At 52.3% G+C, this 24,542-nt stretch carries 23 protein-coding genes; 16 read left to right on the top strand and 7 right to left on the bottom strand.

Features of this window, described 5'->3' with window-relative positions; translation table 11 throughout:
* The first annotated feature begins 4 nt into the window (after window positions 1-4).
* The 4 genes from CKL79_RS03620 (at window position 5) to CKL79_RS03605 (ending at window position 2,292) form a co-directional block, all read left to right on the top strand.
* A complete protein-coding gene (locus tag CKL79_RS03620; RefSeq protein ID WP_121968229.1) occupies window positions 5-1,060 on the top strand; it encodes an ABC transporter permease in 1,056 nt (351 codons plus the stop codon).
* A 29-nt stretch (window positions 1,061-1,089) separates the two neighbouring features.
* Window positions 1,090-1,491: a hypothetical protein gene (locus CKL79_RS03615; protein ID WP_240518640.1), complete on the top strand. Its 402-nt coding sequence runs from the start codon at window positions 1,090-1,092 to the stop codon at window positions 1,489-1,491.
* Between the two features lie 138 nt (window positions 1,492-1,629).
* Entirely contained in the window at window positions 1,630-1,764 is a 135-nt protein-coding gene (locus CKL79_RS24330; RefSeq protein WP_205878984.1) for a hypothetical protein, read from the top strand.
* Between the two features lie 18 nt (window positions 1,765-1,782).
* Window positions 1,783-2,292 (top strand): GNAT family N-acetyltransferase, encoded by a 510-nt coding sequence (locus CKL79_RS03605; RefSeq protein WP_121968228.1) that lies wholly within the window; start codon window positions 1,783-1,785, stop codon window positions 2,290-2,292.
* A gap of 32 nt (window positions 2,293-2,324) precedes the next feature.
* On the opposite strand, the gene purN is transcribed toward CKL79_RS03605, so the two are convergent.
* On the bottom strand, window positions 2,325-3,032 hold the full coding sequence (gene purN / locus CKL79_RS03600) for a phosphoribosylglycinamide formyltransferase (protein ID WP_121968227.1): 708 nt from the start codon (window positions 3,030-3,032) through the stop codon (window positions 2,325-2,327).
* Window positions 3,033-3,172: 140 nt separating this feature from the next.
* Between purN and CKL79_RS03595 the strand changes: the two genes are divergently transcribed.
* Window positions 3,173-4,855 (top strand): ATP-binding protein, encoded by a 1,683-nt coding sequence (locus tag CKL79_RS03595; protein WP_240518638.1) that lies wholly within the window; start codon window positions 3,173-3,175, stop codon window positions 4,853-4,855.
* Here the strand turns inward: CKL79_RS03595 and CKL79_RS03590 are convergent.
* The gene (locus tag CKL79_RS03590) at window positions 4,835-5,521 is read right to left on the bottom strand and encodes a hypothetical protein (protein ID WP_141242143.1); all 687 of its coding nucleotides are present in this window, start codon (window positions 5,519-5,521) and stop codon (window positions 4,835-4,837) included. The two genes, CKL79_RS03595 and CKL79_RS03590, sit on opposite strands and share 21 nt — an antisense overlap.
* A gap of 323 nt (window positions 5,522-5,844) precedes the next feature.
* Here CKL79_RS03590 and CKL79_RS03585 point away from each other — a divergent pair, with 323 nt between their 5' ends.
* Entirely contained in the window at window positions 5,845-6,639 is a 795-nt protein-coding gene (locus CKL79_RS03585) for a stomatin-like protein (protein WP_121968224.1), read from the top strand.
* A gap of 122 nt (window positions 6,640-6,761) precedes the next feature.
* Window positions 6,762-7,943: a 23S rRNA (adenine(2503)-C(2))-methyltransferase RlmN gene (gene rlmN / locus CKL79_RS03580; protein WP_121968223.1), complete on the top strand. Its 1,182-nt coding sequence runs from the start codon at window positions 6,762-6,764 to the stop codon at window positions 7,941-7,943.
* On the opposite strand, the gene CKL79_RS03575 is transcribed toward rlmN, so the two are convergent.
* Complete coding sequence (locus CKL79_RS03575; RefSeq protein WP_121968222.1) at window positions 7,845-8,729, bottom strand: ChaN family lipoprotein; 885 nt, start codon at window positions 8,727-8,729, stop codon at window positions 7,845-7,847. The two genes, rlmN and CKL79_RS03575, sit on opposite strands and share 99 nt — an antisense overlap.
* Before the next feature lie 135 nt (window positions 8,730-8,864).
* Here CKL79_RS03575 and CKL79_RS03570 point away from each other — a divergent pair, with 135 nt between their 5' ends.
* A complete protein-coding gene (locus CKL79_RS03570) occupies window positions 8,865-9,332 on the top strand; it encodes a ubiquinol-cytochrome c reductase iron-sulfur subunit (RefSeq protein ID WP_121968221.1) in 468 nt (155 codons plus the stop codon).
* Window positions 9,333-9,370: 38 nt separating this feature from the next.
* Here the strand turns inward: CKL79_RS03570 and CKL79_RS03565 are convergent, their stop codons facing one another.
* Window positions 9,371-11,323, bottom strand: a complete 1,953-nt coding sequence (locus tag CKL79_RS03565) for a GTPase (RefSeq protein WP_121968348.1) — start codon at window positions 11,321-11,323, stop codon at window positions 9,371-9,373.
* A gap of 703 nt (window positions 11,324-12,026) precedes the next feature.
* Here CKL79_RS03565 and CKL79_RS03560 point away from each other — a divergent pair.
* The 4 genes from CKL79_RS03560 (at window position 12,027) to CKL79_RS03545 (ending at window position 16,545) form a co-directional block, all read left to right on the top strand.
* Window positions 12,027-13,634, top strand: coding sequence for a hypothetical protein (locus CKL79_RS03560; RefSeq protein ID WP_141242142.1), 1,608 nt, complete (start codon window positions 12,027-12,029; stop codon window positions 13,632-13,634).
* A 28-nt stretch (window positions 13,635-13,662) separates the two neighbouring features.
* Window positions 13,663-14,730, top strand: coding sequence for an acyltransferase (locus tag CKL79_RS03555; RefSeq protein WP_121968219.1), 1,068 nt, complete (start codon window positions 13,663-13,665; stop codon window positions 14,728-14,730).
* 82 nt (window positions 14,731-14,812) lie between these two features.
* Window positions 14,813-15,406: a PepSY domain-containing protein gene (locus CKL79_RS03550; RefSeq protein ID WP_121968218.1), complete on the top strand. Its 594-nt coding sequence runs from the start codon at window positions 14,813-14,815 to the stop codon at window positions 15,404-15,406.
* Window positions 15,403-16,545, top strand: coding sequence for a glycosyltransferase (locus CKL79_RS03545; protein ID WP_121968217.1), 1,143 nt, complete (start codon window positions 15,403-15,405; stop codon window positions 16,543-16,545). Before CKL79_RS03550 ends, CKL79_RS03545 begins: the two co-directional genes overlap by 4 nt.
* Here the strand turns inward: CKL79_RS03545 and CKL79_RS03540 are convergent.
* The 3 genes from CKL79_RS03540 to CKL79_RS03530 form a co-directional block, all read right to left on the bottom strand.
* On the bottom strand, window positions 16,504-17,217 hold the full coding sequence (locus CKL79_RS03540) for a hypothetical protein (RefSeq protein WP_121968216.1): 714 nt from the start codon (window positions 17,215-17,217) through the stop codon (window positions 16,504-16,506). The two genes, CKL79_RS03545 and CKL79_RS03540, sit on opposite strands and share 42 nt — an antisense overlap.
* A 50-nt stretch (window positions 17,218-17,267) precedes the next feature.
* Window positions 17,268-18,275: a hormogonium polysaccharide biosynthesis glycosyltransferase HpsE gene (gene hpsE / locus CKL79_RS03535; RefSeq protein ID WP_240518635.1), complete on the bottom strand. Its 1,008-nt coding sequence runs from the start codon at window positions 18,273-18,275 to the stop codon at window positions 17,268-17,270.
* A 435-nt stretch (window positions 18,276-18,710) separates the two neighbouring features.
* Complete coding sequence (locus CKL79_RS03530) at window positions 18,711-19,088, bottom strand: hypothetical protein (RefSeq protein ID WP_141242141.1); 378 nt, start codon at window positions 19,086-19,088, stop codon at window positions 18,711-18,713.
* A gap of 550 nt (window positions 19,089-19,638) precedes the next feature.
* Here CKL79_RS03530 and CKL79_RS03525 point away from each other — a divergent pair.
* The 4 genes from CKL79_RS03525 to CKL79_RS03510 all read left to right on the top strand — a co-directional run bounded on the left by CKL79_RS03525 (window position 19,639) and on the right by CKL79_RS03510 (window position 24,529).
* Entirely contained in the window at window positions 19,639-20,067 is a 429-nt protein-coding gene (locus tag CKL79_RS03525) for a peptidylprolyl isomerase (RefSeq protein ID WP_121968213.1), read from the top strand.
* 82 nt (window positions 20,068-20,149) lie between these two features.
* Window positions 20,150-20,824, top strand: coding sequence for an SDR family oxidoreductase (locus CKL79_RS03520; RefSeq protein ID WP_121968212.1), 675 nt, complete (start codon window positions 20,150-20,152; stop codon window positions 20,822-20,824).
* 192 nt (window positions 20,825-21,016) lie between these two features.
* On the top strand, window positions 21,017-21,802 hold the full coding sequence (locus CKL79_RS03515; RefSeq protein ID WP_121968211.1) for a D-Ala-D-Ala carboxypeptidase family metallohydrolase: 786 nt from the start codon (window positions 21,017-21,019) through the stop codon (window positions 21,800-21,802).
* Between the two features lie 186 nt (window positions 21,803-21,988).
* The gene (locus CKL79_RS03510; RefSeq protein ID WP_205878983.1) at window positions 21,989-24,529 is read left to right on the top strand and encodes an EAL domain-containing protein; all 2,541 of its coding nucleotides are present in this window, start codon (window positions 21,989-21,991) and stop codon (window positions 24,527-24,529) included.
* Window positions 24,530-24,542: the final 13 nt, after the last annotated feature.

Below are 24,542 nucleotides of genomic sequence, written 5' to 3'. Positions count from 1 at the left end.
CGCTATGTCGTCACCCACCCGGCAGCTTTCTCCCTTGACTCGGGCTGCGCTAACGCTCCGAGACTTTACGACCAGCGAGACGACTCTCTATATTATCAAGCGACTCATACAGGCGTTGATTACCTTGCTATTGGCAACGGTCTTTAGCTTTTTGGTCGTGCAGCTAGCGCCGGGCGATTTTCTCACGCCTTACCGGCAAAATCCTGACATCTCTCCAGAGACGCTGGCGGCGCTAGAGCAGCAGTACCGCCTGGATCAGCCCGTATGGGATCAGTATCTGGCTTGGCTGCAGCAGGTGGTGACCAAATTTAACTTTGGCATGAGCTTTGCCTACCAGCGGCCCGCCCTAGAAATTTTGTGGGAGCGGGTGCCGAATACAATTTTGCTATCGGCGGCTTCTCTTTTTGTGACCTGGGCGATCGCCATTCCCCTCGGCATCGTCAGCGCCGTCCACCAAAATCGCTGGCCCGACCGCTTTTTGCGAGTATTCAGCTATATTGGCCAGGGCTTTCCGACTATCATTACCGGCCTATTGCTGCTGTTTTTCGCCCAGCTCACTGCGCCTTTATTTCCGGTCGGAGGACGCACCAGCCTCTATCACGAAGACCTCAATTTTATTGGCAAAATTCTCGATGTCGCCTGGCACCTGATCTTGCCGACGCTGGCGCTGAGTATCACTAGCTTTGCTGGCTTGCAGCGACTGATGCGAGGCCAACTGCTAGACGTATTGCGGCAGGACTATATCCAAACGGCGCGGGCCAAGGGGCTGCCCGAAAACAAGGTAATCTATGTCCATGCGCTGCGCAACGCGATCAATCCGCTGATTACGATTTTGGGGTTTGAATTTGCGGCGTTGCTGAGCGGTTCATTTATCGTCGAAAACTACTTTAGCTGGCCGGGCCTGGGTAAGCTCACCCTGGAGGCGGTACAGGCGCAAGATTTGTATTTGATCATGGCGAGCCTGGTGTTGGGGGCAGTCATGCTGATAGTCGGTAATTTGCTAGCCGACCTGGCGCTTTCATTTGTCGATCCAAGGATTAAGCTCTCCCGATTGAATTAGCTCGGTTGAGAAAAGTGTATGGGGGCTCTATGAATCAAGCGCGTTCTTTTGCCACCCTGCTGATTGGCTTTGTTGTGTTTGGCGTGGTGCTGTGGATTGCTCGCACGGTACATCAGGAGCTTGACGATGCGGGCTTTGCGCAGACGGTGCTGATTGGCACAGCTGGCTGGGCCGCGGGCTGGCTAGTCGGCTTTTTGGTGTCGCCTAGCACCAGTCAAGAGATCAAGCGGTTTAGTCAGGCGGCTTCGACCATTAGCGCTTTTTTAATCGGGTTCGCCCTGGCTAAGCTAGAGCCTTCACTGACGCCGCTATTTGCCAACGGGCGGCTGATCAATGAGCCGATTTACGGCATTCGGCTGATGATCTTTATGATTTGCTTTGCGATCGCTGCCATCAACATGTACGTCTACCGTGAGGGCAGGCGGTATTAGAAAGCATTGTGAGCTACGCTGAGGGAGACCTTTTAGACCTCAGTTTTGTACCTGCGATGCAGTCATATCCAAGCGGAAGATTAGCCCTATGTAGAGGAGCTACTAACTGACAATACGGGGCAAGTTCTTAAAGTCGTTTTGCAGCTCAAAGACTATCAACGCCTGATTGAGGCTCTCGAAGATGAGGGATTACATCGAGCCATGCAAGCAGTTCGCGGCGAAATACCCTTGAGCTTAGAGGCCGCGCTAGAACTACGGCAAGTTAGTCCTTGATAAAGAGCTGTTTCACCTATGCGCGATGACGTTGACCTCCGTGTTCTGAAAAGTTCCGATGAGCCTTTTCTGTGGAAGATGCTCATGCAGGCCGCGCACGAGTCTTCTTTAGCTGCAGTGAAAGCCAATCGAGATCTGGTTCAGTACGTTCACGACTGGGGACGCGCTGGAGACTTCGGCGTCGCGGCTGAGCAGGACGGCGAGCTGGTGGGTGCTGCCTGGCTACGGTTGTGGTCTGGTGAGGATAAAGGGTACGGCTATCTGGCTGATGAGATTCCTGAGCTGGCGATCGCCGTCATTCCAGAAATTCGCGGGCAGGGCGTCGGGACGGCGCTACTAAAGCAACTCTTAGCGCTAGCCCAGACCCACTATCCGGCAGTCTCTCTGAGCATTCGGATGAGCAATCCAGCTTTGCGACTTTACCAGCGGCTAGGATTTGTAGCGGTAGCGGGGTCTGAAGTGATAAATCGCGTAGGCGATACCTCCCTAACCATGATTTATAGATTCGCGGCAGCGTATCCACGTTGAAAAATCGGAACAAACGCTAAGCCAGGTCTGATTCAGGTTACTTCACTAGAGCCAGACAACGCCTGACGAGCGGCTAGGGCGATCGCCTGCGGAAAGATACCATGCTCCTGCACCTGAATGCGTGCCTGCAAGGTTTCTACACTGTCGTCAGGCAGCACAGGGACGGCTGCCTGCATAATGATTGGCCCACTATCGACGACCAGCTCTACGTAGTGAACGCTACAGCCAGCGATTTTCACCCCGGCGCTCAAAGCCTGCTCAACAGCGCGAATGCCCGGAAAGCTAGGCAGCAAGCTCGGATGAATATTGAGAATACGCTGGGGAAAAGCCGAAATTAGCCGCTGCGTCACCCGGCGCATCCAGCCAGCCATGATCACCCAGTCTACGTCCGCTGCCTGTAGTGCTTCTACAATTGCCTGGTCGAGCGATTCTCGGCTCTCAAAGGTGCGATGGTCGAGCAACTGAGCCGGAATGTCCAACCGCTGAGCGCGAGCGACTACTTTTGCCCCCGGATTGTTGTAGATGACCACCTCAATGGTGGCATTGAGATCGCCTCGGGCAATGGCGGCTGCGATCGCTTCAAAATTGCTACCGCTGCCCGAAGCCATAATGCCCAGCCGCAACGGCGCGTGATCGGCACCGCTAGTTTCTCGAATCTGAATACCAGCAGGCACAGCGAGATCGGGCGATACTAGAGCAGCCGCATCAGTGGCTAACGCTGAATGAGTAGGGACAGACATGGGCTTTAGGAAGTAGGTTGTGTCTTGTTAATGATCTGACGGGGCTCACAGTATATCCATCAAAAATGGCTTATATTTTGATGGCAGCGAAGGGCATCTTAATCTAGTGACATCCGTTAAATTGCGCAATGAGCCTCTCCATGAGTCCGTCTAAATCAGTGGCTATATCTGATCTATCAGGGTCTGAGCTATTAGATGCGATCGCGCAGCCCGTCTATATTAAGAACGCTGAGCATCAATGGATCTATATCAACCAGGCCGGAGCCAAGCTCATGGGTCGCGCTGCCGACGCCATTGTAGGCTGTAGCGAAACCGATTTTTTGCCTCAGCCAGTGGCCCAGCAGCTCAGAGCGCAAGACGACGCCTTTTTTACCACCCAGCAAAATAGCACCGCGCCGCTTACCTTTCCCAATCGGCATCAGTGGCAGGGCCAGCGCCGCCTGATTCAGAGAGAGGGACAGCCCGTCCTCATCAACACGCTGCAAGACATCACAGAACTCATCGGCATTCGGCAGCAAAACGCAGCTCTCAAGCAGTCTTTAGAGAAAAACCGCGACAATCTCAAAACGGCGCTACTTTTAGAATCTACCTTAAAGCGAATTAGCGATCGTGTCCGCGACAGTCTAGATGAGCAGCAGATTTTACAAACCGCTGTCGAAGAGCTGGTCCACGCTTTAGGGGTAAAAGCGGCTAACACAGCACTTTATGACCTGGAGCAAGGCACCTCTACGGTCTATTACGAATGCTCAGCCGGGCTGGCCCCGATGCAAGGCCGGGTCTCTCAAATGGAAGCCTATTCTGAGGTGTACCATCAGCTGTTGGCCGGTCAATACCTGCAGTTTTGCTCCATTTTCCCCAATCCAGAACGCGGTCGGGTGTCTATGTTTGCCGCGCCGATCTTAGATGATCGCGGCGTATTAGGCGATCTGTGGCTGATCAATGACATGGATGCCTGCTTCACCGAAATGCACATTCGGATGGTGCAGCAGGTGACTAATCACTGTGCGATCGCCATCCGCCAGGCACGGCTCTACCAAGAATCGCAATCGCAGGTGCGCGAGCTAGAGCGGGTAAACAAACTCAAAGACGATTTTCTCAGCACCGTCTCTCATGAGCTGCGCACGCCCGTCACCAGTATGCGAGTCGCCCTACAGCTGCTCGGCGTGACACTCAGCCAAGAATTTGACCTCCAAGCCGAACTTGCCAAACCCCCGCTAGAGCAGGGCCGTCTCACCCGCTACTACCGCATCTTACAAGAGGAGTGCGAACGAGAAATCAGCTTGATCAATGACCTGCTAGACCTGCAGCGCCTGGATGTCGGCAACCACCCGATGATGATCCAGCCCATCGACCTGGTTAACTGGCTGCCTAATCTGGTCGATAGCTTTAGACCTAGAGCCAGTAGCCGCGAGCAAACCCTGACGCTCACCGTCCCAACAGACCTACCTCAGCTACGCTCAGACCTCGCGAGTATCGAGCGGGTGCTGGCAGAATTGCTCAACAATGCCTGCAAATATACGCCGCCGGAGCATGCTATCTGCGTAGCAGTGACTGGCGATCAACAGACCCTGCGATTCAGTGTGATCAATACTGGCGTTGAGATTGCAGTAGAAGAGCGTCAGCGAATTTTTGATAAATTTTACCGGGTGCCTAGCGCTGATCCTTGGAAACAGGGGGGCACAGGGTTAGGACTCGCCCTTGTGCAAAAGCTAGTCAGCCACCTCGAAGGCAGTATTGATATAGAAAGCGGCCACGGTCAAACGGCTTTTATCGTAGAGCTGCCTTTAGAGGCTGCCATACAATCACCGTCCGTTTTGAGCTGAGGTCTGAGTGCTAGTGCTAGGGGCTGAGGAATTAGGGGCTGAGGGAAAGGAAAAGGGAAAGCTTACTGAAGTTTGACTAGCTGATACGGTGCCAGTTTGCGTTTGGACTTGTCCCTGTACCAGAGTTATCAGGGTGAAATCTACAGGCGCTTCCGCACCGCAGTGGCTAAACAGATCAACGGACACCACATAGTTACCGGGCACGCCGCCATGGGTCGGCCAAAATATATTTTCTACCGGTGAGGCCATTCTCTCGGCGCAGGCAGCGTTGGCGTCTACGTCTAGCAAACCGCCTGAGGGAACTGAGGGATTGGCGTAAGACACCCTGTCACCGCTCGGATCTTGTACGAACAAATCCAGGTCGTCAGCGGTGTTCCAGCGCAGCGTAACCTGAACATCGCCGGTTTGCAAAACAACTTCTGAAGTGGCGTCAAAGCCGCCGCAGAGGGCGCTTAAATCGTATTCCTGGCCATCTGGACTGCGCAGATAGCAGGCCGAGTCGGCGTTGTTTACCTGAGCTAGATGAGTTGGTGTGAGGCTCGGAGCATCGCTCGTAGCATTGAGAGTAGCAGAGGAAGCGATCGCACTCAGACCCGTCAGCGATCCCCCGTAGGCTACTCCACAGAGGGCAGCAACCCCCCCGGCAAACATTGTTTGAGTACGCATGAGAATATATCAAATAAGTTGGGTAACATCAAATGACCCTAAATCGAGCGGTATCGGAAAACCTTCCAGATTGTTCAATCCCACCGCTAAGATGAACGGCTGTAGTGAACTGCTGATCTAGTCAGCCTGTTCAGCCAGCGTATCCCAGTTCAATCAGGCTCATGCTTCTAACATTCCCTCTGGGCACTTGCCAGCCTCTACCCAAATACACGGCTTAAGCAACCGGGAGCATGGTCACAAATCTAGGGATAGGTTTATACTTTCATCTATACTTTCTCTGGCAACCGTGCTAAGTAGAGAGCACACTTTATAAGTGACCGCCCATGGTTTCGTCAATTTTAGCCATCCTCTCTTTTTTAGTCGTTGGCTATACGGTCGGCTCAGTGCGCATTATCAAAGAAGGCAATGGGGCGCTAGTCGAACGATTGGGTCGGTATAAAGGCACCCTTACACCAGGGCTAAATTTCATCGTGCCTTTGCTAGATGCGGTGGTGCTCGAAGACTCTTTACGAGAGCAAACGCTGGATACGCCGCCCCAGCAGGCCATCACCAAAGACAACGTCAACCTGGAAGTAGACGCGATTATCTACTGGCGAATCTACGATTTAGAGCGCACCTACTACGCCATCGAAGATGTAGAGTTTGCTATGCAGGAACTGGTGATCACCGCCCTGCGCTCCGAGGTCGGTAAAATGGACTTTCAGAGCCTCTTTTCTTCCCGGGAGACAATTAACAGCGCCCTACTTGATGTGCTCGACGAAGCGACTGCCCCTTGGGGCTTGAAAGTAAATCGGGTAGAAATTCAAAAGCTCGAACCGCCGCGAGATATTCTCGAAGCAATGCAAAAGGAGCGGGCCGCTGACTTTACCAAACGCGCCACTATTTTAGAGGCCGAAGCCACCGTCGAATCGATGCGTTTGCTCTCACACGCGCTAGATAACACTGACAATCGTCGCGAAGTCTTAAACTACATGCTGGCTCAGCGCTACGTAGAAGCCAATCTGAAAATCGGCGAAAGTGATAACTCCAAGGTACTGTTTATGGATCCGAGGTCACTGACTGAAGGCTTGGTAGACCTGATTAACGAAGGCGACAGCTCCAATTCTTCTGGGTCATAGGCCCAAAGATTTAGGCCCAAAGATTTAGGGTTAAACGCTATAGGGGCCGAAGCTATAGAATAGAGACCGACGAACTTGGGGTGATGTGATTTACCCTTTCGGCTTCTCTAGACGGTATTCCCATGGTTGTGAAGACAGCGGCAAATAATATATCGGCAGCGCAGACGGCTCAGCCGCCCGTTCCGCTGCTCGGGCGCTCGGTGGAGTCACTCACTGAGTGGGTATGCCAGCAGGGCCAGCCCGCCTACCGAGGAAAGCAGCTGCACCAGTGGATCTATCAAAAGGGCATTCGTTCTCTCGACGAAGTTACGGTATTTTCTAAGCAGTGGCGGGCTGAGGTCAAAGACTTTCCGGTGGGGCGATCGCACCTACACTACCGTTCCGAATCGCCCGACGGCACCGTTAAGTATCTGCTGCGCCTCACCGATGGTCACATCATTGAGGCAGTGGGCATTCCCGCCGACCAGCGGCTGACGGTGTGCGTTTCGTCGCAGATTGGCTGTCCGATGGGGTGCGATTTTTGTGCGACGGGTAAAGGGGGATTTGCGCGTAATCTAGAGACTCATGAAATTGTCGATCAGGTGCTGACCGTGCAGTCAGACTTTCAGCGGCGGGTGAGCAATGTGGTGTTTATGGGCATGGGCGAACCGCTGCTGAATACTGGCAATGTGGTAGCGGCAGTGCGATCGCTCAATCAAGACGTGGGCATTGGCCAGCGTCAGATCACGGTTTCTACAGTAGGCTTGCCCGGTCACATCAGCCGTCTGGCTGAAGAGCGCCTGCAAGTGACTCTGGCTGTCAGCCTGCACGCCAGCAATCAAGCCCTACGAACCAAGCTAATTCCCAGCGCTGAGCGCTATCCCCTAGCGGCCCTGCTAGACGAGTGCCGCGACTATATAAAAATCACCGGCAGGCGCGTTACCTTTGAGTACATTTTGCTAGCCGATCTCAATGACCAGCCTGAGCACGCAGTTGAACTCGCCAGTGAGCTGCGCGGCTTTCAGAGCCACGTCAACCTGATTCCCTACAACCCAATCAGTGAAGTAGACTACCAGCGCCCTAGCCGCCAGCGAGTAGAAGGGTTTACGCAGCAGCTCAAAGACAAAGGCATTGCGGTGAGCGTGCGCTACTCTCGGGGGTTGGAGAAGGATGCGGCTTGTGGGCAGTTGCGGGCGTCGAAGGCGGGAGTGGACAGTAGGCAGGAGTTAGAAGTTGGCAGTGGGCCACCAGAAGTCGGCGGCGGCAGGTTCGGGGGCTTCAGCAGCGGGTATGAGCATGAGGGTGGCTTGGGTAGTGGTGGGTAGGCGACGCGCGACGCGGCTGGGAATGCCGTAGCCATAGGCAATGTGGCCTTCGCCTGCGAGGACAATCACTTGGCGGTCGGGATCGGTGGCTAGCTGCTCTACGATGCCTTCGGCCATCGTTTCATCCCACAGTACTTGGGCGGCAAAGAAATTATCAAAATCGAGACCGTGATCGCTGCCGTGGGCGCTGAAGGCTGCGCCGATCCAGTCACGGTAAGCCTGGTTGGTGGTGTCGATGTCGGCCAAGGGCGGAATGTACTGCCGGTCTGCATCAGTCAGGTTATCTAGTCCGGTGCGGGCGACTTGGCGGGTAACTTCGGCAGGGGTGTTAAGGGCGATCAGCGGAATTTGGTTGGCTTTGGCGTAGCGCAAAATGGGCGCATAAAACTCCCAGGGAAAGGCCCAGCGGGTATCGTATTCACTCTGGGCAATCAGCTCGGCTTCGGTGAGAGTGCCAGCTAGGTAGGCATCTAGCACTGGCTGAAAGGGACGCTGAAGCATCTCCAAGGCGATCGCAACCTCATTTTGCTGAGCTAGCGCCTGTACAATTTCTAGCTGAGCCGTATGGTCTGCCGGGTCATCATGGGTCTCGCCTAAGTACACGACTTGGGCGGTGGCGATCGCCTGCAAGATATTGCTTTTGGTCTGCGATCGCTCGATGATAGCAGGCTGGGCGATCGCGGCTGATCTACTGCCTCCAGGCAACGCGACTATCATCAGAGCCAGGCTCAGCGCTCCCAAACACAGCCAGGGAGAAACTTTAAAGCGCTGATTGTTAGGTAACATGCTGGCCTTCCATTTACACTATGTAACACTATTGCTAAGAACCCTGTCAGACACTATAGCTAGGCAGCTCTTTTAGAGGGCTTTACGAGACTGGCTATTTTTAACCTAACGAATTTACGCCGGAGAGCATAGACAATGAAACGTCGTGATTTTATGAACTGGATTGGTGTAGGGGCGATCGCGGCCTCTTTGCCAGTAGCGATCGCAGCCTGCAGTCCCGATTCTGAAACTGCCGATGAAACTGCCGCCGCGCCACCAGACGCTCCGGACGCTGCTGGGGGTGACACCGCCGCCGGTGACTTTATGGCGATTGGCACAACCGCTGAGCTAGAGCAGCAGGGCTATCTGGCTACGCCCGACAGCGCAGAAAACCCGATTGTCGTCATTGCTGACCCAGCTAACCCCGAGGCGCTAATTGCCCTCAGCGCTAAATGCACACACGCTGGCTGCACCGTCGCCTGGCAAGAAGACCTCTTCGCCTGCCCCTGCCACGGCTCTAAGTTTGGCCCAGACGGCAGCGTCGTCGATGGCCCAGCCGATGAACCCTTGGCTCAGTACATAGCCAAAGTTGAGGGCGATTCTATCTTGGTATCTACCACTTAAGAACACTTATCTTGCCGAATAGAAAGCACCTGCTCTGCTTACGCCTGCTCCAGATAAAAATCGATCCGCTTTTCTAGCTGGTCAATAGGAATATGCTGCGTCCAGTATTCGGTGAGGGCATGGCCAAAGGCCCAGGCATTTTTGTCGGCAGGTGGTGCATTTTGCAATAGCAGCGGCCAGAGGGCAAGCAAGTCGAAGCTAGCCGCACCGATAGCCTGACGGCGATCGCCTTCGCTAAAAAGCGTAAATAGCTCATAGGCCATCTGCAGCTTACCCAGCACAATCGGCACCTCTTCTACCGGAATTCTCTCGGTGAGAAGTGCGCCTAGCGCAGGCGTACCGGTGGTCAGGGTAGAAATAAACTGCAAAATCGGGCTTTTGAACAGCTTGGTGAGCCCTTCGGTGGTGGTCATTTGAAAGGTGTAGCGGTCGATAATTTTGGCGGCGGCAGTCGTGCGGGCACTCTGGCTGCGGAGGAATCGGGCCAGGCGTAGCTGTTTGGCAGGAGCGATCGCCCCCATCAAGGCCGCTGCCAGGTCATCAGTGCCCCAGGCATCTCGCTGCCCCGTGCGAGCAACCAGCGGCAGCACCTGCTGGCAAAACTCATTGAGCTGCTCAGCCCGATACTCTACGGCTGCTCGAATAGCGGTTTCTTTAGGCCAGGAGCCAGTGCGCCATTGATAGGGCGGACTCCACTCGCGAATGGGCCGCAGCTTATCGACCTGGCTGACGATAGCAATCACGGGCAAGTCAGTGACCTCAGCCCGCATTTCACTCAAAAAGTCGGCATCCATTTGCAAAGCCGGATCGAGCGCCGGGGTGACCAGCAGCAGCAGATCGGCTTGGGTCGCATAGTCAATGACCTGCTCGCGTAAGTCGGGGCGGGCTACCTGCTCGTAGCCGGGAGTGTCCCACAGCGTCAGGGCTTCATCAGCGTTACCAGACGCTTGAGCTTGCCACCGATAGCTCTGAATCTTATCAGTACTAGGCAGCACATCGACGGCTGCTAGCTCTGCCTGAAACAGGGTATTGATGACGCTGCTCTTGCCCGCGCCCGTCCGTCCTACCAGCAAAATATTCACCGGCTTTTGCTCGACAGTTACAGTCGGCTCAGCCTGCTCTAAGATTTCTCGCAGAGTCTCGGTCTTTGCTGCCGGGAGAACCGGGTCCGCCGCGACTGCGCTAAGGGTCGCCTGTGTACCACCGCTATAAAGCGCCACCGACTGCTGAGCGAGGTTTCGCAGGGCGGTCTCTCGCAGCATATTGCCGAGGTTAAGCAATATCTGCTGGTTAGCCTGGTCTGTATATCTGGCGCTGGTTTGCCGGGCGATCGCCGCTGCCGGGTTGAGCAGCCACTGCGCCCAGTTAAAGGCTTTGATTAGCTTTTTGGCCGAGGGCTCTAGCTTGCGGTAGACCTCTACGCCTTCGACCATCTGCCCAACCGATATCTGGCTGAGCACGGGCGAGAGCTTTTGCATCACCCGGTCAGTATCATCGACCGTACCGCGAATTAGGCCATAGGCTTCGGGCACGTAGATATTGAGTAAAGGTCGCTTAACTTCGGGGTGATATACCTGAGAAACCGCCGTGACCAGTGCCAGACAGCGCTGCCAAAAGGTAGTCCAGTCTTCCCAGATCGGTGGATCGTCTTTGGCAGCCTGGAGGGTTTGCGTGAGGGCGGCTTCTACCTGCAAACTGGTCGGGTAGGCTGCCGGGCCTTGTGCCTCACTCGCGGCTTCTACTGCCTGCTGAGTCGCGGCCTCTAGTTCGGCATTTACTTCTGACACCAGAGCTTCTGCTTGAGCGATCGCTGGTCGAGTCCACCGGGCTACCAGCCATCGCCAGCCCACCAACACAAAGATAAAAACGGCCCAGATCCAGTTGATCCCCCAAGCGCGGATCTGCTGCCCCGCCGCAATCAGCAAAAAGACAACGATCACAGCGATCGGCGCAATCAGCACAGCCACTTGCCAGGGCTTCACTCGCATCATCATGGCACCACCTCCCTTTAGTCTCTAGTCTAGTTCAGCTCGCTCGCTCTGTTGCAGCGCGGCAAACTCAGCCTATAGATGACAATTCTATAGCGGCGGGTCAAACAGCTCGTTAGCTATAGAACCGGCCTCTTAATTCAATTCAGTGTCTTCTTAACAGTTCTACAAGATCCTTTTTTAGGAACTGTCGCTAAATGGCGCTAAATTTGGGTTGGGAAAATTGCGATCGCAACACCGCCCTTCACCGCTTCATCAAGAAAATTAGTTTGCTTAATCCTCTCTTTACGATCCCAGTTCTCGCGGAGACTGCTCGAAGACTTCCCGCTTTTTTCATACCTCCATCATTCACTTTTTCCCTTAAAGATAGGCGCTTTTAGCAGATGAGTCACCGCTGACGCTACTAATTTCTTCTCTCCCAAAATCCGTAAAAGATCTATCAAAAATGGTCTCTAAAGTTACATATTAGCCAGGTTGCAGGGCTATAACTCTAGGAAAAGGCCGTCTATTCGGACTCCTTCGTGGAGGAGTATCCGTTTGTCCTGTGAGCTAGTTTATGATTGAGCAAAGATCTGTTGTATGAAATCCGTACTTACAGCAGTGCTGAAATGTCAAAGCATCGATCCAGAAAGATTCGGATTTTGTAGTAGCGAAAGCGCGATCTTTTCGAGAAACCTGCCTTTTGTAGTCCAGGAACATTTTTAGTATGCGTCAAACACGTTTTTGGCTCTGTCTAATCTCAATACTGCTATCGGTAGCTATATGGTTGGGGCTGCGACAGCCTTTTGCGGGCTATCGCTTCATAGATCTGGGCATAGTCTTTTGCCTGGGTCTGGGGCTACTGCTTTGGATAGCCACTGATCCCGGCTTTGCCAAACGCTTTGTCGGTGAAGCAACCGCCAACGAACTCGGGTTTATCAGAATTATTGCCTGTATAAACTTGATCGTAACAGCGCTGTGGCTAGAAGATTTGCCGACATCCCCTTTGCTGCCAGAAGCTATTCGGCAACCGATGGGAACCATCCAGTTTCTCTACGCTATTCCTGGGTTTGAGGCTTTTTCAAGAAGTCAGGGATGGCTACAAGGATTCGAACTTTTGACAGTTCTATGCCTGTGCTTAGGCATGGTTGGCCTGTGGACTCGCTTCACCATTCCGCTGGGCGCGCTCACCTATTGCCTACTGGGCGGGCTCACCCGCCAGTACTTCTATCTGTACCATCAGGGACTGATTGTTGTATACATGCTGGTCGCTTTATCATTCATGCCCTGCGGAGATGGGCTATCGGCTGATTGGTGGTTGGCCAAGCGGCGAGGCAAGCCCGTTGTCGATACTCAACGCCCGACGCCTGTGTATGGCTGGTCGCGCTATACCTGCTGGGTCGTCTTAGTCTTAGCGTATTTGGCCTCTGGCGGGAGTAAGCTCGCAGTAGTAGGGCCCTCATGGCTCGACCCGACTAACCTGCGGGGCATGATGTATTCCTGCACGCTACAGCGGTGCAACAACTACGACTGGGACGTTGCTTTGCAGGTTGGCCCTCACCTACCTGACTTTGTCTTTTCTCTATTCGGTATGGCTGGCACTTTTGCAGAGCTAGCTTTTGTGCTGGTACTGTTTTCCTCGCTAGCCCGACGGATTATGCCGCTCTTTATGGTGAGCTTGCATTTAGGAATTTGGACTTTTCAAAACATTTTATTTATCGATTTCATCATTTTGCAGCTTGTTTTTCTAGACCTGAACTGGGCTCAGCAGCTTTTATCTCGCTGGGGTTTGTTCTCAAGTGCTGATCGGCCCGTAGCAGAAAATACGCTGGTTCGTCCTTTAAATGCCTTTCGCTACCCTCTGTTAATTTCTGTCTTATCTACTGTTTTCGCAGTGTGCTGGTTTTATAAAATTTACTTTTATCCTCTCACGGGTCTTCATCTGTTTGCGTATAAAGACGTTTCAGGCGTAGTGACATACGAACAAGTCTACGCGCAATATGCCTCCGGAGAAACCGCCCGCATCTATCCCGAAGACATCATTCCGGCACAAGGTATTGCCTCTTATAAGCAGGTGACCCAGCAGTGCTTTTCAGAAGAGACTGAAAAGCTCTATGTCTGTGACGAATACTTAGGAGCCTTAGCCTCTGCTTACAACAGCCAGCCAGGCCACAGCAATAATAAAATCCAAGAGATTGACGTACAGCGCAAGAAGTGGGACTTCAAGGCCAATCCGTTAGATAAAAATTTCGGTAGTGTCGTTGGCAACTATGCTTTGAAGATCAATGAAGTACAGGGGAACACACCCGCGCAAAAGCAAGTCATCGCAAAATAATGCGAGTCAGGATTTAGGAGGTATCTAGATGTCTAGGAGTAAGCGATTACCGGTCTTTGATTGGATTCGAGCTGTAGCCATCATTACAATCATTTTTCACCATCTGCCAAATTACACGTTCAACTTCTACGATTTGAGAAACTTCGGTATTCCGTTAGATTTCACAATCGTAAACGAACTTAGCCGATACCTTGGGCTGTCGCTGTTTATCTTTACGTCAGGCTACTTACTTAACGCCAAAAAAGTATACTTTTCTACCTGGGGAGAAGTCCTGTCTTTCGCTAAGCACAAGCTAATCAGAATTCTCCCACTGTACTACCTGGCCTTAGTTATCTTCTCTTTTACAGAGGATGTTCGCAATCCGATCAAGCTCTTAATTCATGCGCTGGGTCTTCAGCTGATTTTCACAACTCAAACCCATTCAATTCCTATTCGTACGCTTTGGTTTGTAGGGCTAATTACGGTCTACTACTTTATCTTTGCGGTCGTCAAAAGCAGCAACCTTGATAGAGGGTTCAGGATTTATATTTTAGTACTTTCGTGGGCTATCCCTTTGTTTCTCAATGGATATTTTGATCTGACAGACTATAGAATATCTTTGTACTGGGCCATCTTCTGGTTTGGTGTTCTCTGTTCTGAAAAACATCTGCCGCGACTTAAGATCTGGAGGCCCTTATCGCAGGTGTCCGCTGCTTTATTTGTAGCGGTATTTGTCGGCATTGATGTCGATTTTGGGCCGTTAATTGGTTCAGACAGTACGTTTATTCTGAAATATTTGCTGCTCAACATTTTTATGCTTTCGTTTGTGATCAGTGCCTATAACGTTTGCTACTGGTTGGCACAGCGGTTAAGATTTCAACCCGGAATGAAATTTATAGCCTATATCTCCTACTGCATGTACCTATTTCATCGACCCGTCTGGTACGTGATGCGTGAGCTGTTGGTCAATCAGTTCTCAATAGACAGTCCATACTTTATACTAGCCGCGTTAATTGTCGGTGGTTTGCCGCTGATCATGGCCCTTTCATACGGTTTGCAGGTCGCCTACGACCGATATTTCAGGCAGCACTTATTGGCAGCTTTTAAGATGGCCTGAGCTGTAAAACGGATTGGAATTGTTACGGGTAGAGGGATGATTGGGATGAATACTTTACTGTGCTAGGTCAACCGCTTTAAACATGACTATAAAAATTAACGCCAGCAGGCTACACCGCAGAGCCGCGCCGATTTTGTGCTTACCGCTGCTTGTTGCCAGTGTGACCGGGTTAATCTACCGAATTGGCAAAAACAGATTTGGCCTTTCAGATGACGCTGGCAACTGGATGCTGCGGCTGCACGATGGCAGGGTGCTGAGCGATCGCCTAGCGCCCCTATACGTGCTGCTCATGGGCATCGGATTGATCACGCTGCTAGTGACTGGTATCAGTCTATTTATTCGGCGCAGGCGGCGACCTCAGTCGGCAGCAAGTCCGCTGAGAATGAGCTTCCGCGCAGTTCACAAATTGCTGTCGCCCATATTGTTTTTACCCCTCTTGATCAGCGCTCTAACCGGCATCACTTATCGGGTAGGCAAAGCCTGGCTGGGCCTAGAAGATAAATACGTCAAGGTTTTTCTCAAAATTCACGAAGGGTCTTATCTCAGTCCCAAGCTGCATCTGGCCTATGTCTCTTTAGTTGGTGTCGGGCTGCTGGCCCTATTGATAACCGGCATTCCGATGCTAGACATCTTTCGTAACGCCCGGGCTGTCGGCCCAACCGCTGAAAAACCATGAGTAACTCATCTTCTCAGATCGCAATTTACCTGCGGCTTTTATCCGGTGGCGGGGCTGAACGGATGATGGTTAATCTCATGCAGGGATTTGTCGATCAAGGGCTATCAGTAGATTTGGTGCTCAATAAAGCAGATGGCCCGTACCTGAATCTGGTGCCCCCCCAGGTAAGGATCATCGACTTGCACGCACCTCGAATGCTTCAGGGGCTGCCCAAACTAGCTGGGTACCTGAGGCGGGAAAGACCGGCTGCCATGCTAACTACGCTGCATTACAACATCGAAATTGCGATTTGGGCGAAGCGTCTGGCCGGTGTGAATACTCGGCTATCTGTGCGGGAAGCCAATACGCTCTCTAGCCAGTCAAAATATTGCAAGACCGACCAATGGTCAGGCCGATTGGCCAGATGGTTTTATCCCTGGGCCGATGAAGTCATCGCCGTCTCTCATGGCGTTGCTGACGATCTCTTGCAAGTAACGGGTATGCCAGCTGACCGCATCAAAGTGGTTTACAACCCCGTCATCACGCCCTCTCTCATAGAAAATTCAAAAGCCGATCTCGATCATCCCTGGCTAGTTAACCAAGCGAACCAGAACCAAGCGACTCCCGTCGTGCTTGGAGTGGGCCGATTATCTGAACAAAAAGATTTTTCGACGCTGATCAAAGCTTTTGCTCAGGTTCGCCAGCATAGAGCCGCCCATTTACTAATTTTGGGGGTGGGGCCAGAGCGTCAAGCGCTGTCGGGATTAGCTGCTAGCTTAGGCGTTAAGGCCGATGTGGACTTCCTCGGATTTGTCAACAACCCGCACGCCTACATGAAACAATCTGATGTTTTTGTACTCTCTTCTAAGTGGGAAGGCTTACCCAATGTCTTAATCGAGGCGATGGCAGTAGGGACGCCTGTTGTCTCAACTAATTGCCCGAGCGGGGCCGCCGAGATTCTGGCAAAGGGTAAATACGGCGAGCTAGTTGAGATTGGCGATAGTCAGGCAATGGCGATCGCGATAGAGAAGGTACTAGACGGCAATGTGAGATCGGTAGGGGCTGACTGGCTCCGGCAATTTACCCTAAAGGCGGCTGTAGAGAACTATTTACCCGTCTTATGGCCTGGTCTGAACCCGGCGATCGCTCGCCATTTCTAAAAGGGCAGACTGGCGATCGCGAATCAACAAAAGACTCACTTTCCAACAGTAGATCAAAAAGTTCAAAAGACCGATAAACTTAGTGCCGTCTTCTAACATCACGGGTAAACCTTGGCCCTGCGGATGAATAACATCTGTTAGAGAAGATATTGACAGTAGGCAAATCGAGATGACTAACAGCAGATAGGGTGTTTTGAGAATAAACTTTTTGAACGATAGAACGTAGGCAGTTAAGCAAATAGAGTAAACGCCGTATATCAGGACTTTAGGAATTTTGAAGTAAAAACTCAGCATCAAAGTCATGCGAAAGTTGTCGTCCAGCAAAAACATCGTGACCAACAAACACAAAAAGAGCATGCTCTTTTGAACATACTGAGTCGCTGACTGAGCCGCTGACGGATGTTTTGCTTTCAAATAGCTGAAAGTGAACCATAAAATGCCCGCCGCTAAGCTCCAGAGGATCTCAGAGGCCTCGGTCAAAACGCCCTGATAGGGGCGCTTTTGCGCAAAGCTTTCTTCGAACAGAGTGATAATGACTCTGCCACCCACCCCTCGATAAATAATGCCAAAAATGCCCAAGATACCAAACGAAGCGACTGCCAGCAAGTTAGGAAGCCAAAACGCCCAATCTTTTTTCAGCCTTCCAACTTGGTGCAAAAAATGACTTGCCATAAAACCCTTTTTCTAGTCCTATGCGCCCACTCTACAAGAGTTACGGCCACTCACAGGCCAATCTGCTTTCTCAGCAGATAAAAAGGACTGACCAAGCTACTCAAGTAGAGCTTGAATTCGCACAGAGCAATCAGATCGCTATCTAAATTGTTTCTATGCCGGAGCAGATGACGAGACACTCTAAACAAATCTCTGCCCATATACGCCAGCGTTGCCACCGGGCGCTGCCATTTTTGAACACTGAGCATCCTTGTATAAAAGCGACTGAGCCCAATCGTCTGACAGAGCTTAAGCAAATACTCGGGGGTTAGTCGCCAGCTGGGAATGCAGTGCAGCAGCGTCATCTCAGGGTTATACCAAATTCCCCAGCCTGCCCGTTGAATGTACAGCAAAGCCTCTAAGTCTTCTCCAGGCAACTGATGACCGGCGACTCGCCCTTGCAAAAAACATGACTTCGGCACATTCTCTAACCACGCCCGTTTTTTGACGACTAACCCCGCTCCCGGCGGCAGCACTTTCTTACTCGGGTAGTAGAAGAGTGCTTTATCGCCCCGGTTCGTCAGCGCTAAAAGCGATGCAATGCGCTCAAAGTTTTTGGGTGGCTTAGTCTCAAACTCGCCTACAATGTAGCTGCCATAAGCCCCTGCCTTAGGGTGGCTTTGGGCAAAAGCAAATGCCTTAGCAACCCAGTCCGTCCCGGGCAAATTGTCATCATCCAAGAACCCAATCAGCTTGCCACGAGCTTCTTCTACAGCACGCTGTCTAGCAAAAGCAAGCCCTTGCTTGGGTTCAAAACAGTATCTGAGCGGAACGCTGCCCTGCCACACTGACTGGTAATGCTGTATGGTTTCTTGAGTTTGGTCGGAACTGTTGTTATCGACAACAATAACCTCCCAGCCAAATTTCTCAGTACCCGTCTGAACATAAAGATATTCTAAAACCTTACCCACTCGCTCTGCACCGTTGTAAGTGCAGACCGCCACCGAAAAGCTCATACAAGAGCAGTCAGCTACAGGTGGATCACCAGACAAGTAAGCATCAGACGGCGATACAGTCATGGTAAAAAGTGGGGATATGTATGTTCTTTAAATAACTGCGCTCACAGCAGCAATAAACCTGAGTGGCCAGCCGATGCACTCTGCCTGACATGCGTTGATATCTCACCGTAAGATTTACACCAAACAACTCAGTCTATTAACTTAATTCAATATATCATGGCGAAATCAGGATAATAACGGTCAAAATAGTCGCTAGCTTCATCTGATATTCATTTTTAAGGATTGCCGCTTAAAGATTTGCCTGAAAAATAAGGAATTCAGATTTTCTGCTCTGACTTTACGAGGGAAATGACACAAGCTGTGAAGCGGCGCTATACAGCTTGTGTCTAAATGTAGCGTTGGCCACTTTGCCGGATTAGCTCGGAGCGGTACCCCTAGCTATCGATAGTCAAATCAAAGCTGTGATTGAGGGGATCTGCTTGATCAGCGTAGGGTTTAGCAGCTATGGCGATCGCCCTTTGCCTTTTCGCAGCTAGCATCTTCAGCCGGTAGTATGGCATTAGAGGTAACCCGCTCGGCCACCTCAGTCAGCCAGATGTTCCCATCGCCAAAGGGTATGCCTCCCTCTACTAAGCGTGGGTCGGCCTGGCGTAAGTCGCTTTTACTCATAGCCTGTGAAAAACTAATCTGCTGGGCGCTTAGGCCGCTGAGCGGGTTTTCCTCAGCCAAGCGCTGAAGCCCATGCGCAGCAACTAGCAGCGTCACGATACAGGCTGACCGAATCCATAGTTTTTTAGAAAGGTTTTCGGAGGGGTTTTTGGGATGACGATAAGACACTGGAATTGGGAAGAAAGAAAAACGAGTATCTGTCACTCTAATCAAGAGAGCGTTCCAGACACTTTGAGATAAGAATTTGATTTTCTAAAAGAAAATAAAAAACCAAAATTTTTTGGCCACTTTTAGCCAGCCAAACCTTGACTAAGCCGGAGCTGTAGACATTGCAAGCAATTGTTCAAATGTCCACTCAAGGCGCTGCCTTAGCAAACAATTGGGTAAAGACCGTTTGAATTGCGAGCCGCTAGCGCTGAAGGAAAACAGCACTCAAAACGACAGGGCAACCGAAAATACGCCAGACGGAAAAATTTCAGAGAAATAAAATTAGCGTTATTTTGCCCGCTTACACAGTCTTATTATGGCGGGGTTCAAAGGCGCTGCCTATGAACTGCTTACCAGGTGTAGTATTTAATACACTTTATAAACATAGCACTGTTGCGGCCATTTGGGTCGCCATACGGCCCTGTAGCGGGCGAACGGAGCCATTGAGCGCAACTACTCGGAGGCCTGCAAACTCGATCCTGGCGACATAAACCGTTTAAACTCTAAAGCGTTCTGGTTTATGCAATCACAGGTACATGCAATCACTATGGCTCAGGCAAAAGCAGGCGATACCGTCAAAGTTCACTACACGGGCACTCTCAACAGCGGTCGGGTGTTTGACTCTTCTAAAAGCCGTGAGCCTTTGGAGTTTACCTTGGGATCGGGCATGGTGATCCCAGGCTTTGACCAGGCAGTGACGGGGCTAAGTCCGGGTGAGTCAGTAACAGCGACGATTCCGGCAGATGAAGCCTATGGCCCCTATCGCAGGGAAATGGTAGCTGACATTGAGCGGCAGAATATTCCGGCTGACTTTGAGCTAGCCGTTGGCCAGCGGCTGCAAATGCAGGTGCCTGACGGCGAGTCAATGGCGGTGACGATCACCGATATGCAGGGGGATCAGGTCACCCTCGATGGCAATCATCCACTGGCAGGGCAGGATTTGACCTTTGAGCTAGAGCTGGTGGCGATTCTTTGAGGTTGGGGAGAATAGCAGATTAGGCTGAGGGTGATTGGGTGGGAGAGAGGAGACAGAAAACAGGAGACAGGAGACGGAAAACATGGCGACTTATTTGGTGACAGGGGCTAATCGCGGCATTGGCTACGAGTATTGCAGACAGCTTCAGGCTAGAGGCGATCGCGCGATCGCCGTCTGCCGCCACAGTTCGGCAGAGCTTGATCATCTGGCTGACCTGGGCGTACGGATAGAAGCGGGCGTTAATATTAGTGACGAGCAGGCGATCGCCACCCTGCTCAAAGCGCTAGAGGGCCAGCCGATAGATGTACTCATCAACAATGCAGGCATTTACCGTCAGTCCAGCTGGGAAAATTTAAATGTAGACGGCATTCGAGAACAGTTTGAGGTGAATGCGATCGCGCCCCTTCGGTTCACCCAGGCGCTACTGCCGAATTTGGCATCGGGTGGCAAAGTTGCCATTATGACTAGCCGCATGGGCTCTATTGAAGACAATACCTCGGGCGGCAGCTATGGCTATCGCATGTCCAAAGTGGCGGTGTCGATGACGGGTAAGTCGCTCTCGCACGATCTGAAGCCAAAAGGGATTGCCGTGGCGATTTTGCACCCGGGGCTAGTCAGTACGGGCATGACTAACTTTACAGACAGCGGCATCTCCCCGACAGAATCGGTCGAAGGACTGCTCGCCAGAATTGATCAGCTGACGCTAGAAACCACAGGGACGTTTTGGCATTCAAACGGCCAGGTGCTGCCCTGGTGAACAGGCGTCCATAGCGTTGATCACTTTAGCTTTAGTTAATTTGCCCGCTGCTTTATGAGTGAACCCTCACCGACATTTAAGATTTTTTGTTTTTTGATGCGCGATACGTCGTAGCAGCGATCGCCCCTAGCAGGCATGATAGCGTGGTGAGCTCATGGGTTAATTTCACCTAAGTAAGGAATTTTAAGCATCATGAAGCTCGCTATTACTGCCGATACCTTCCTCAAAGCTTTGCCTGTTCAGGCAGCTCAGCTCAAAGAAAAAGATCTCCCCGACCAGCTCATTTTCACCAAAGCAGGCACAGTCTTCGAAATTGTCGATTACTCTCCCTACGAGGGACTGCCCAACACTGAGGCCGACGATCACGTTTTTTTTCAGCTAGCTCAGCCCCCAGAAGGGCATCAGGGCATTCGCTGGTTTGTCTATGGTTTGCACTCCCATATAGAAGGCACCGAACCCGACAACGACCCCCAAGACGACCCCGCCGAGCCCAAACCAGCCAAGGTCAAAGACTTCGGCCCGACCATCTCCATTCCGGGAATTAGCCGCCCGGTGGGCATTTATGAACCCATCTACTTTCAGCCGAGTGTCTCTAGCTTTACCTGGTCTGAAATGACCAAAGGCGGCACACGCATCCCGGTCAATGCCACCGTCACTCAGCGCATTGTCAAGCTGTGCAAGTATATGGACGAAGTTCGCACATTTCTAGGGAGCCGCCCGATTCGGGTGACCTCTGGCTACCGCGACCCGATCAGCAATCGGCGGGTTGGCGGCGCTCGTAATTCGCGGCATATGTATGGCGATGCGGTCGATTTTTCGGTAGAAGGGCTGGGCGTAGTCGATGTGTTTAATCGATTGAAAAAGTACCATCCCAAAGGAGGGCTGGCAGTGGGCAGTGGGTTTGTCCATCTAGATTTGCGACCGGGCGCGCCCGCTCAATGGGCCTATCCTAGAGGGTCGAAAGTGCCACTTTGGTAAGAGCCAGTGGCTTGGGCCAAACGGTATCTCGCCGCCAGCGACGAAGGCACAAGCACTCGTTCAAATACTGATCCGGCCCTGGGCATCGTCAATTGTCAAATGAACGTCTTAGAATCGGAGTTCTGCTATTTAACTCTGGTTGGTGCCTTGGCTTTGAAAATTTTAAGAAGCCTGTTTAGGGAGACTGTGGGTCTTGTACAGCGGCGCTTATCACCCAAGCACTGGCACAATCCCCGTCGCCAGTGCAGTTGGCAGATGACGATCGCCCTGAGCAGCGCCGTCACAATAGGGTTGCTAGGGTTAGCTCAGTTTGGGCTCTTTCAACCGCTAGAGTTAGAAGCCTTCGATCTATTCACACGGTTGACCACTCAGCGCTCTCAGCGACTAGCGAATGCGGCCCCGTCCCCGGTCGTCATCGTTGCCATCACCGAAGAAGACATTCAGCGCCAGAAACAGTGGCCGCTCTCTGATCAGATCTTTGCTCAAGTGCTCGCTCAGCTACAGCAATACAATCCCCGAGTCATTGGGTTAGATATCTACCGGGATGTGCCGCACGAGCCGGGGACTGAGGCCCTCGCCGTGCAGCTGCAGCAATCTAATGTGGTGACCATTACTAAGCTCGACGAGATCGGCGCAGTAGAAGTGCCGTCGCCGCTGCAGGTGCCAGATAGTCGAGTAGGCTTTAACGATTTTGTAATCGACCCGGATGGGGTGGTACGGCGTAATTTCATGTTTGCGGTAGTGGGCGATCGCCAGCTCTATTCATTTTCGCTGCGGCTAGTAGAGAAATTTTTGGCCGCTCAGGGCCTCTCAATTACGCCAGAACGAGAGGCCCTTCAGGTTGGCAATACCCGATTTCAGCGCATTGAGGCCAATGCGGGCGGCTATCAAACCATAGACGCCACCGGCTACCAGACACTAGTGCGATACTTTGCCCCGACCCAAACAGCCAGACAGCTTTCGCTTACCGACGTGCTCTCAGGCAACTTCGACCCCCGCTGGATCGAAGACAAAATCGTTTTGATTGGCACCACCGCGCCCAGCCAAAAAGATCTGTTCTACACGCCTTTTAGCTATGTCGCTGAAGACAAACTGCTGATGTCGGGGGTAGCTCTACATGCCCAAATGACCCGCCAGATGCTGAGCGCCGCCCTGGATCAGCGAGCGCTATTAGGGGTATGGCCTCAGTGGGGAGAATTCATCTGGGTCTATCTATGGGGACTCGGAGGCGGATGCTTGGCCTGTCGGCTTTCTCGTCTGCGGATCGTCATGATTTTTGCCACGGGCGGATTAGTCGGGCTTTGGGCAATTACCTGGTTACTGTTTACCCAGGCTATTTGGGTGCCCTGGGTACTGCCGATGGCAACTTTTAGCCTGACAGGTGCCAGGCTAAGGGCCTATAAAGAATTTCGCAGGGCGTATTACGATGCGACGACTGGCCTGCCCAACCGCGCTCGCCTGACCCAAGTACTGCAAAAGCTAATAAAGTGGCAGCCCCACGGCTCGGTAGCCGTGATTTTACTGAGCATAGACCGGTTTAGGGCGTTTAATGAGAGCTTTGGCCCGCAGGTAAGCGATCGCCTGCTGCAGGTGACAGCTAAGCGACTTCAGCAAACCGTGCCGCCCACCGCTACCGTTGCCCGCGTAGCTGGCGGTGAATTTGCCGTACTGCTCAGCCCCGTCGGTTCGGACACTGCTCTAGCGCTGGCTGCAGTCTTCAATCAGCAGCTATCTGAGCCGATAGACCTTAGCGGTCAGCGGCTGTTTCCCTCCGTCAGCATCGGCATTGCCTTTAGTAGCGCTCACTCAGCTGACCATGTTTTAAGGGCCGAAGATGCGCTGCGGGATGCTCAGACTGCGCTGTCTCGGGCCAGCGCGAATGGTCAGGGGCGGTGTGAGGTTTTTGTGGCTGATATGCGCGTCCAGCTCTCCCACCGGCTGTGGTTAGAAACCGATCTGCGTGAAGCTTTAGAGCGTCAGGAATTTCTGCTGTATTATCAGCCGATCATCTGTCTTAAAACGCTAACGCTGGCTGGCTTTGAAGCGCTGATTCGCTGGCAGCATCCCGACAGGGGGATAGTCTCTCCAGACGCATTTATCTCCGTCGCTGAGGAGACCGGATTGATTGTGCCGATAGGCCAGTGGGTTATCGAAACGGCCTGCGAGCAAGCGCAAAAATGGCATCAGCAATTTCCTGAGCGATCGCCCTTTATCAGCATTAACCTTTCAGGGCGGCAGTTTGCCCAACCAGATCTCGTAGGACAAATTGATCGCGTTTTGGTCGAGACTGGTTTAGAGCGCAGCCTTTTAAAGCTGGAGCTAACCGAAAGTGTGGTGATGGAAGACGTAGAAGCGTCGATTGCGGTGCTCTTACAGCTGAAGGACCTAAAGCTGCATTTAGGGATTGATGACTTTGGCACTGGCTATTCTTCTCTGAGCTGTCTCCAGCGCTTTCCGATTGACACCTTGAAAATAGATCAGTCGTTCATCACAGCGATGACTGCGCAGAGCGGCACCGCTGAGCTGGTCAAAACCATTGTTGCTTTGGGCCACAACCTGGAGATGGATATCGTCGCTGAAGGGGTTGAGACCGCCGAACAAGCGCGGCGACTGCAGAGCATGCAGTGCGAATACGGACAGGGCTATCTTTTTGCTAAACCACTACCCCCCTTGGCGGTGGAGTCTTTGTTATCTGGCCCAGAGCCTTGGGCTGACAAGATGATCTGAAGCCAGATTACCA

This window comes from Leptolyngbya sp. BC1307, from assembly GCF_002286735.1.
In the GTDB taxonomy this organism is placed as follows: domain Bacteria; phylum Cyanobacteriota; class Cyanobacteriia; order Phormidesmidales; family Phormidesmidaceae; genus Phormidesmis.
This window is presented reverse-complemented; position numbering and strand designations above follow the sequence as displayed.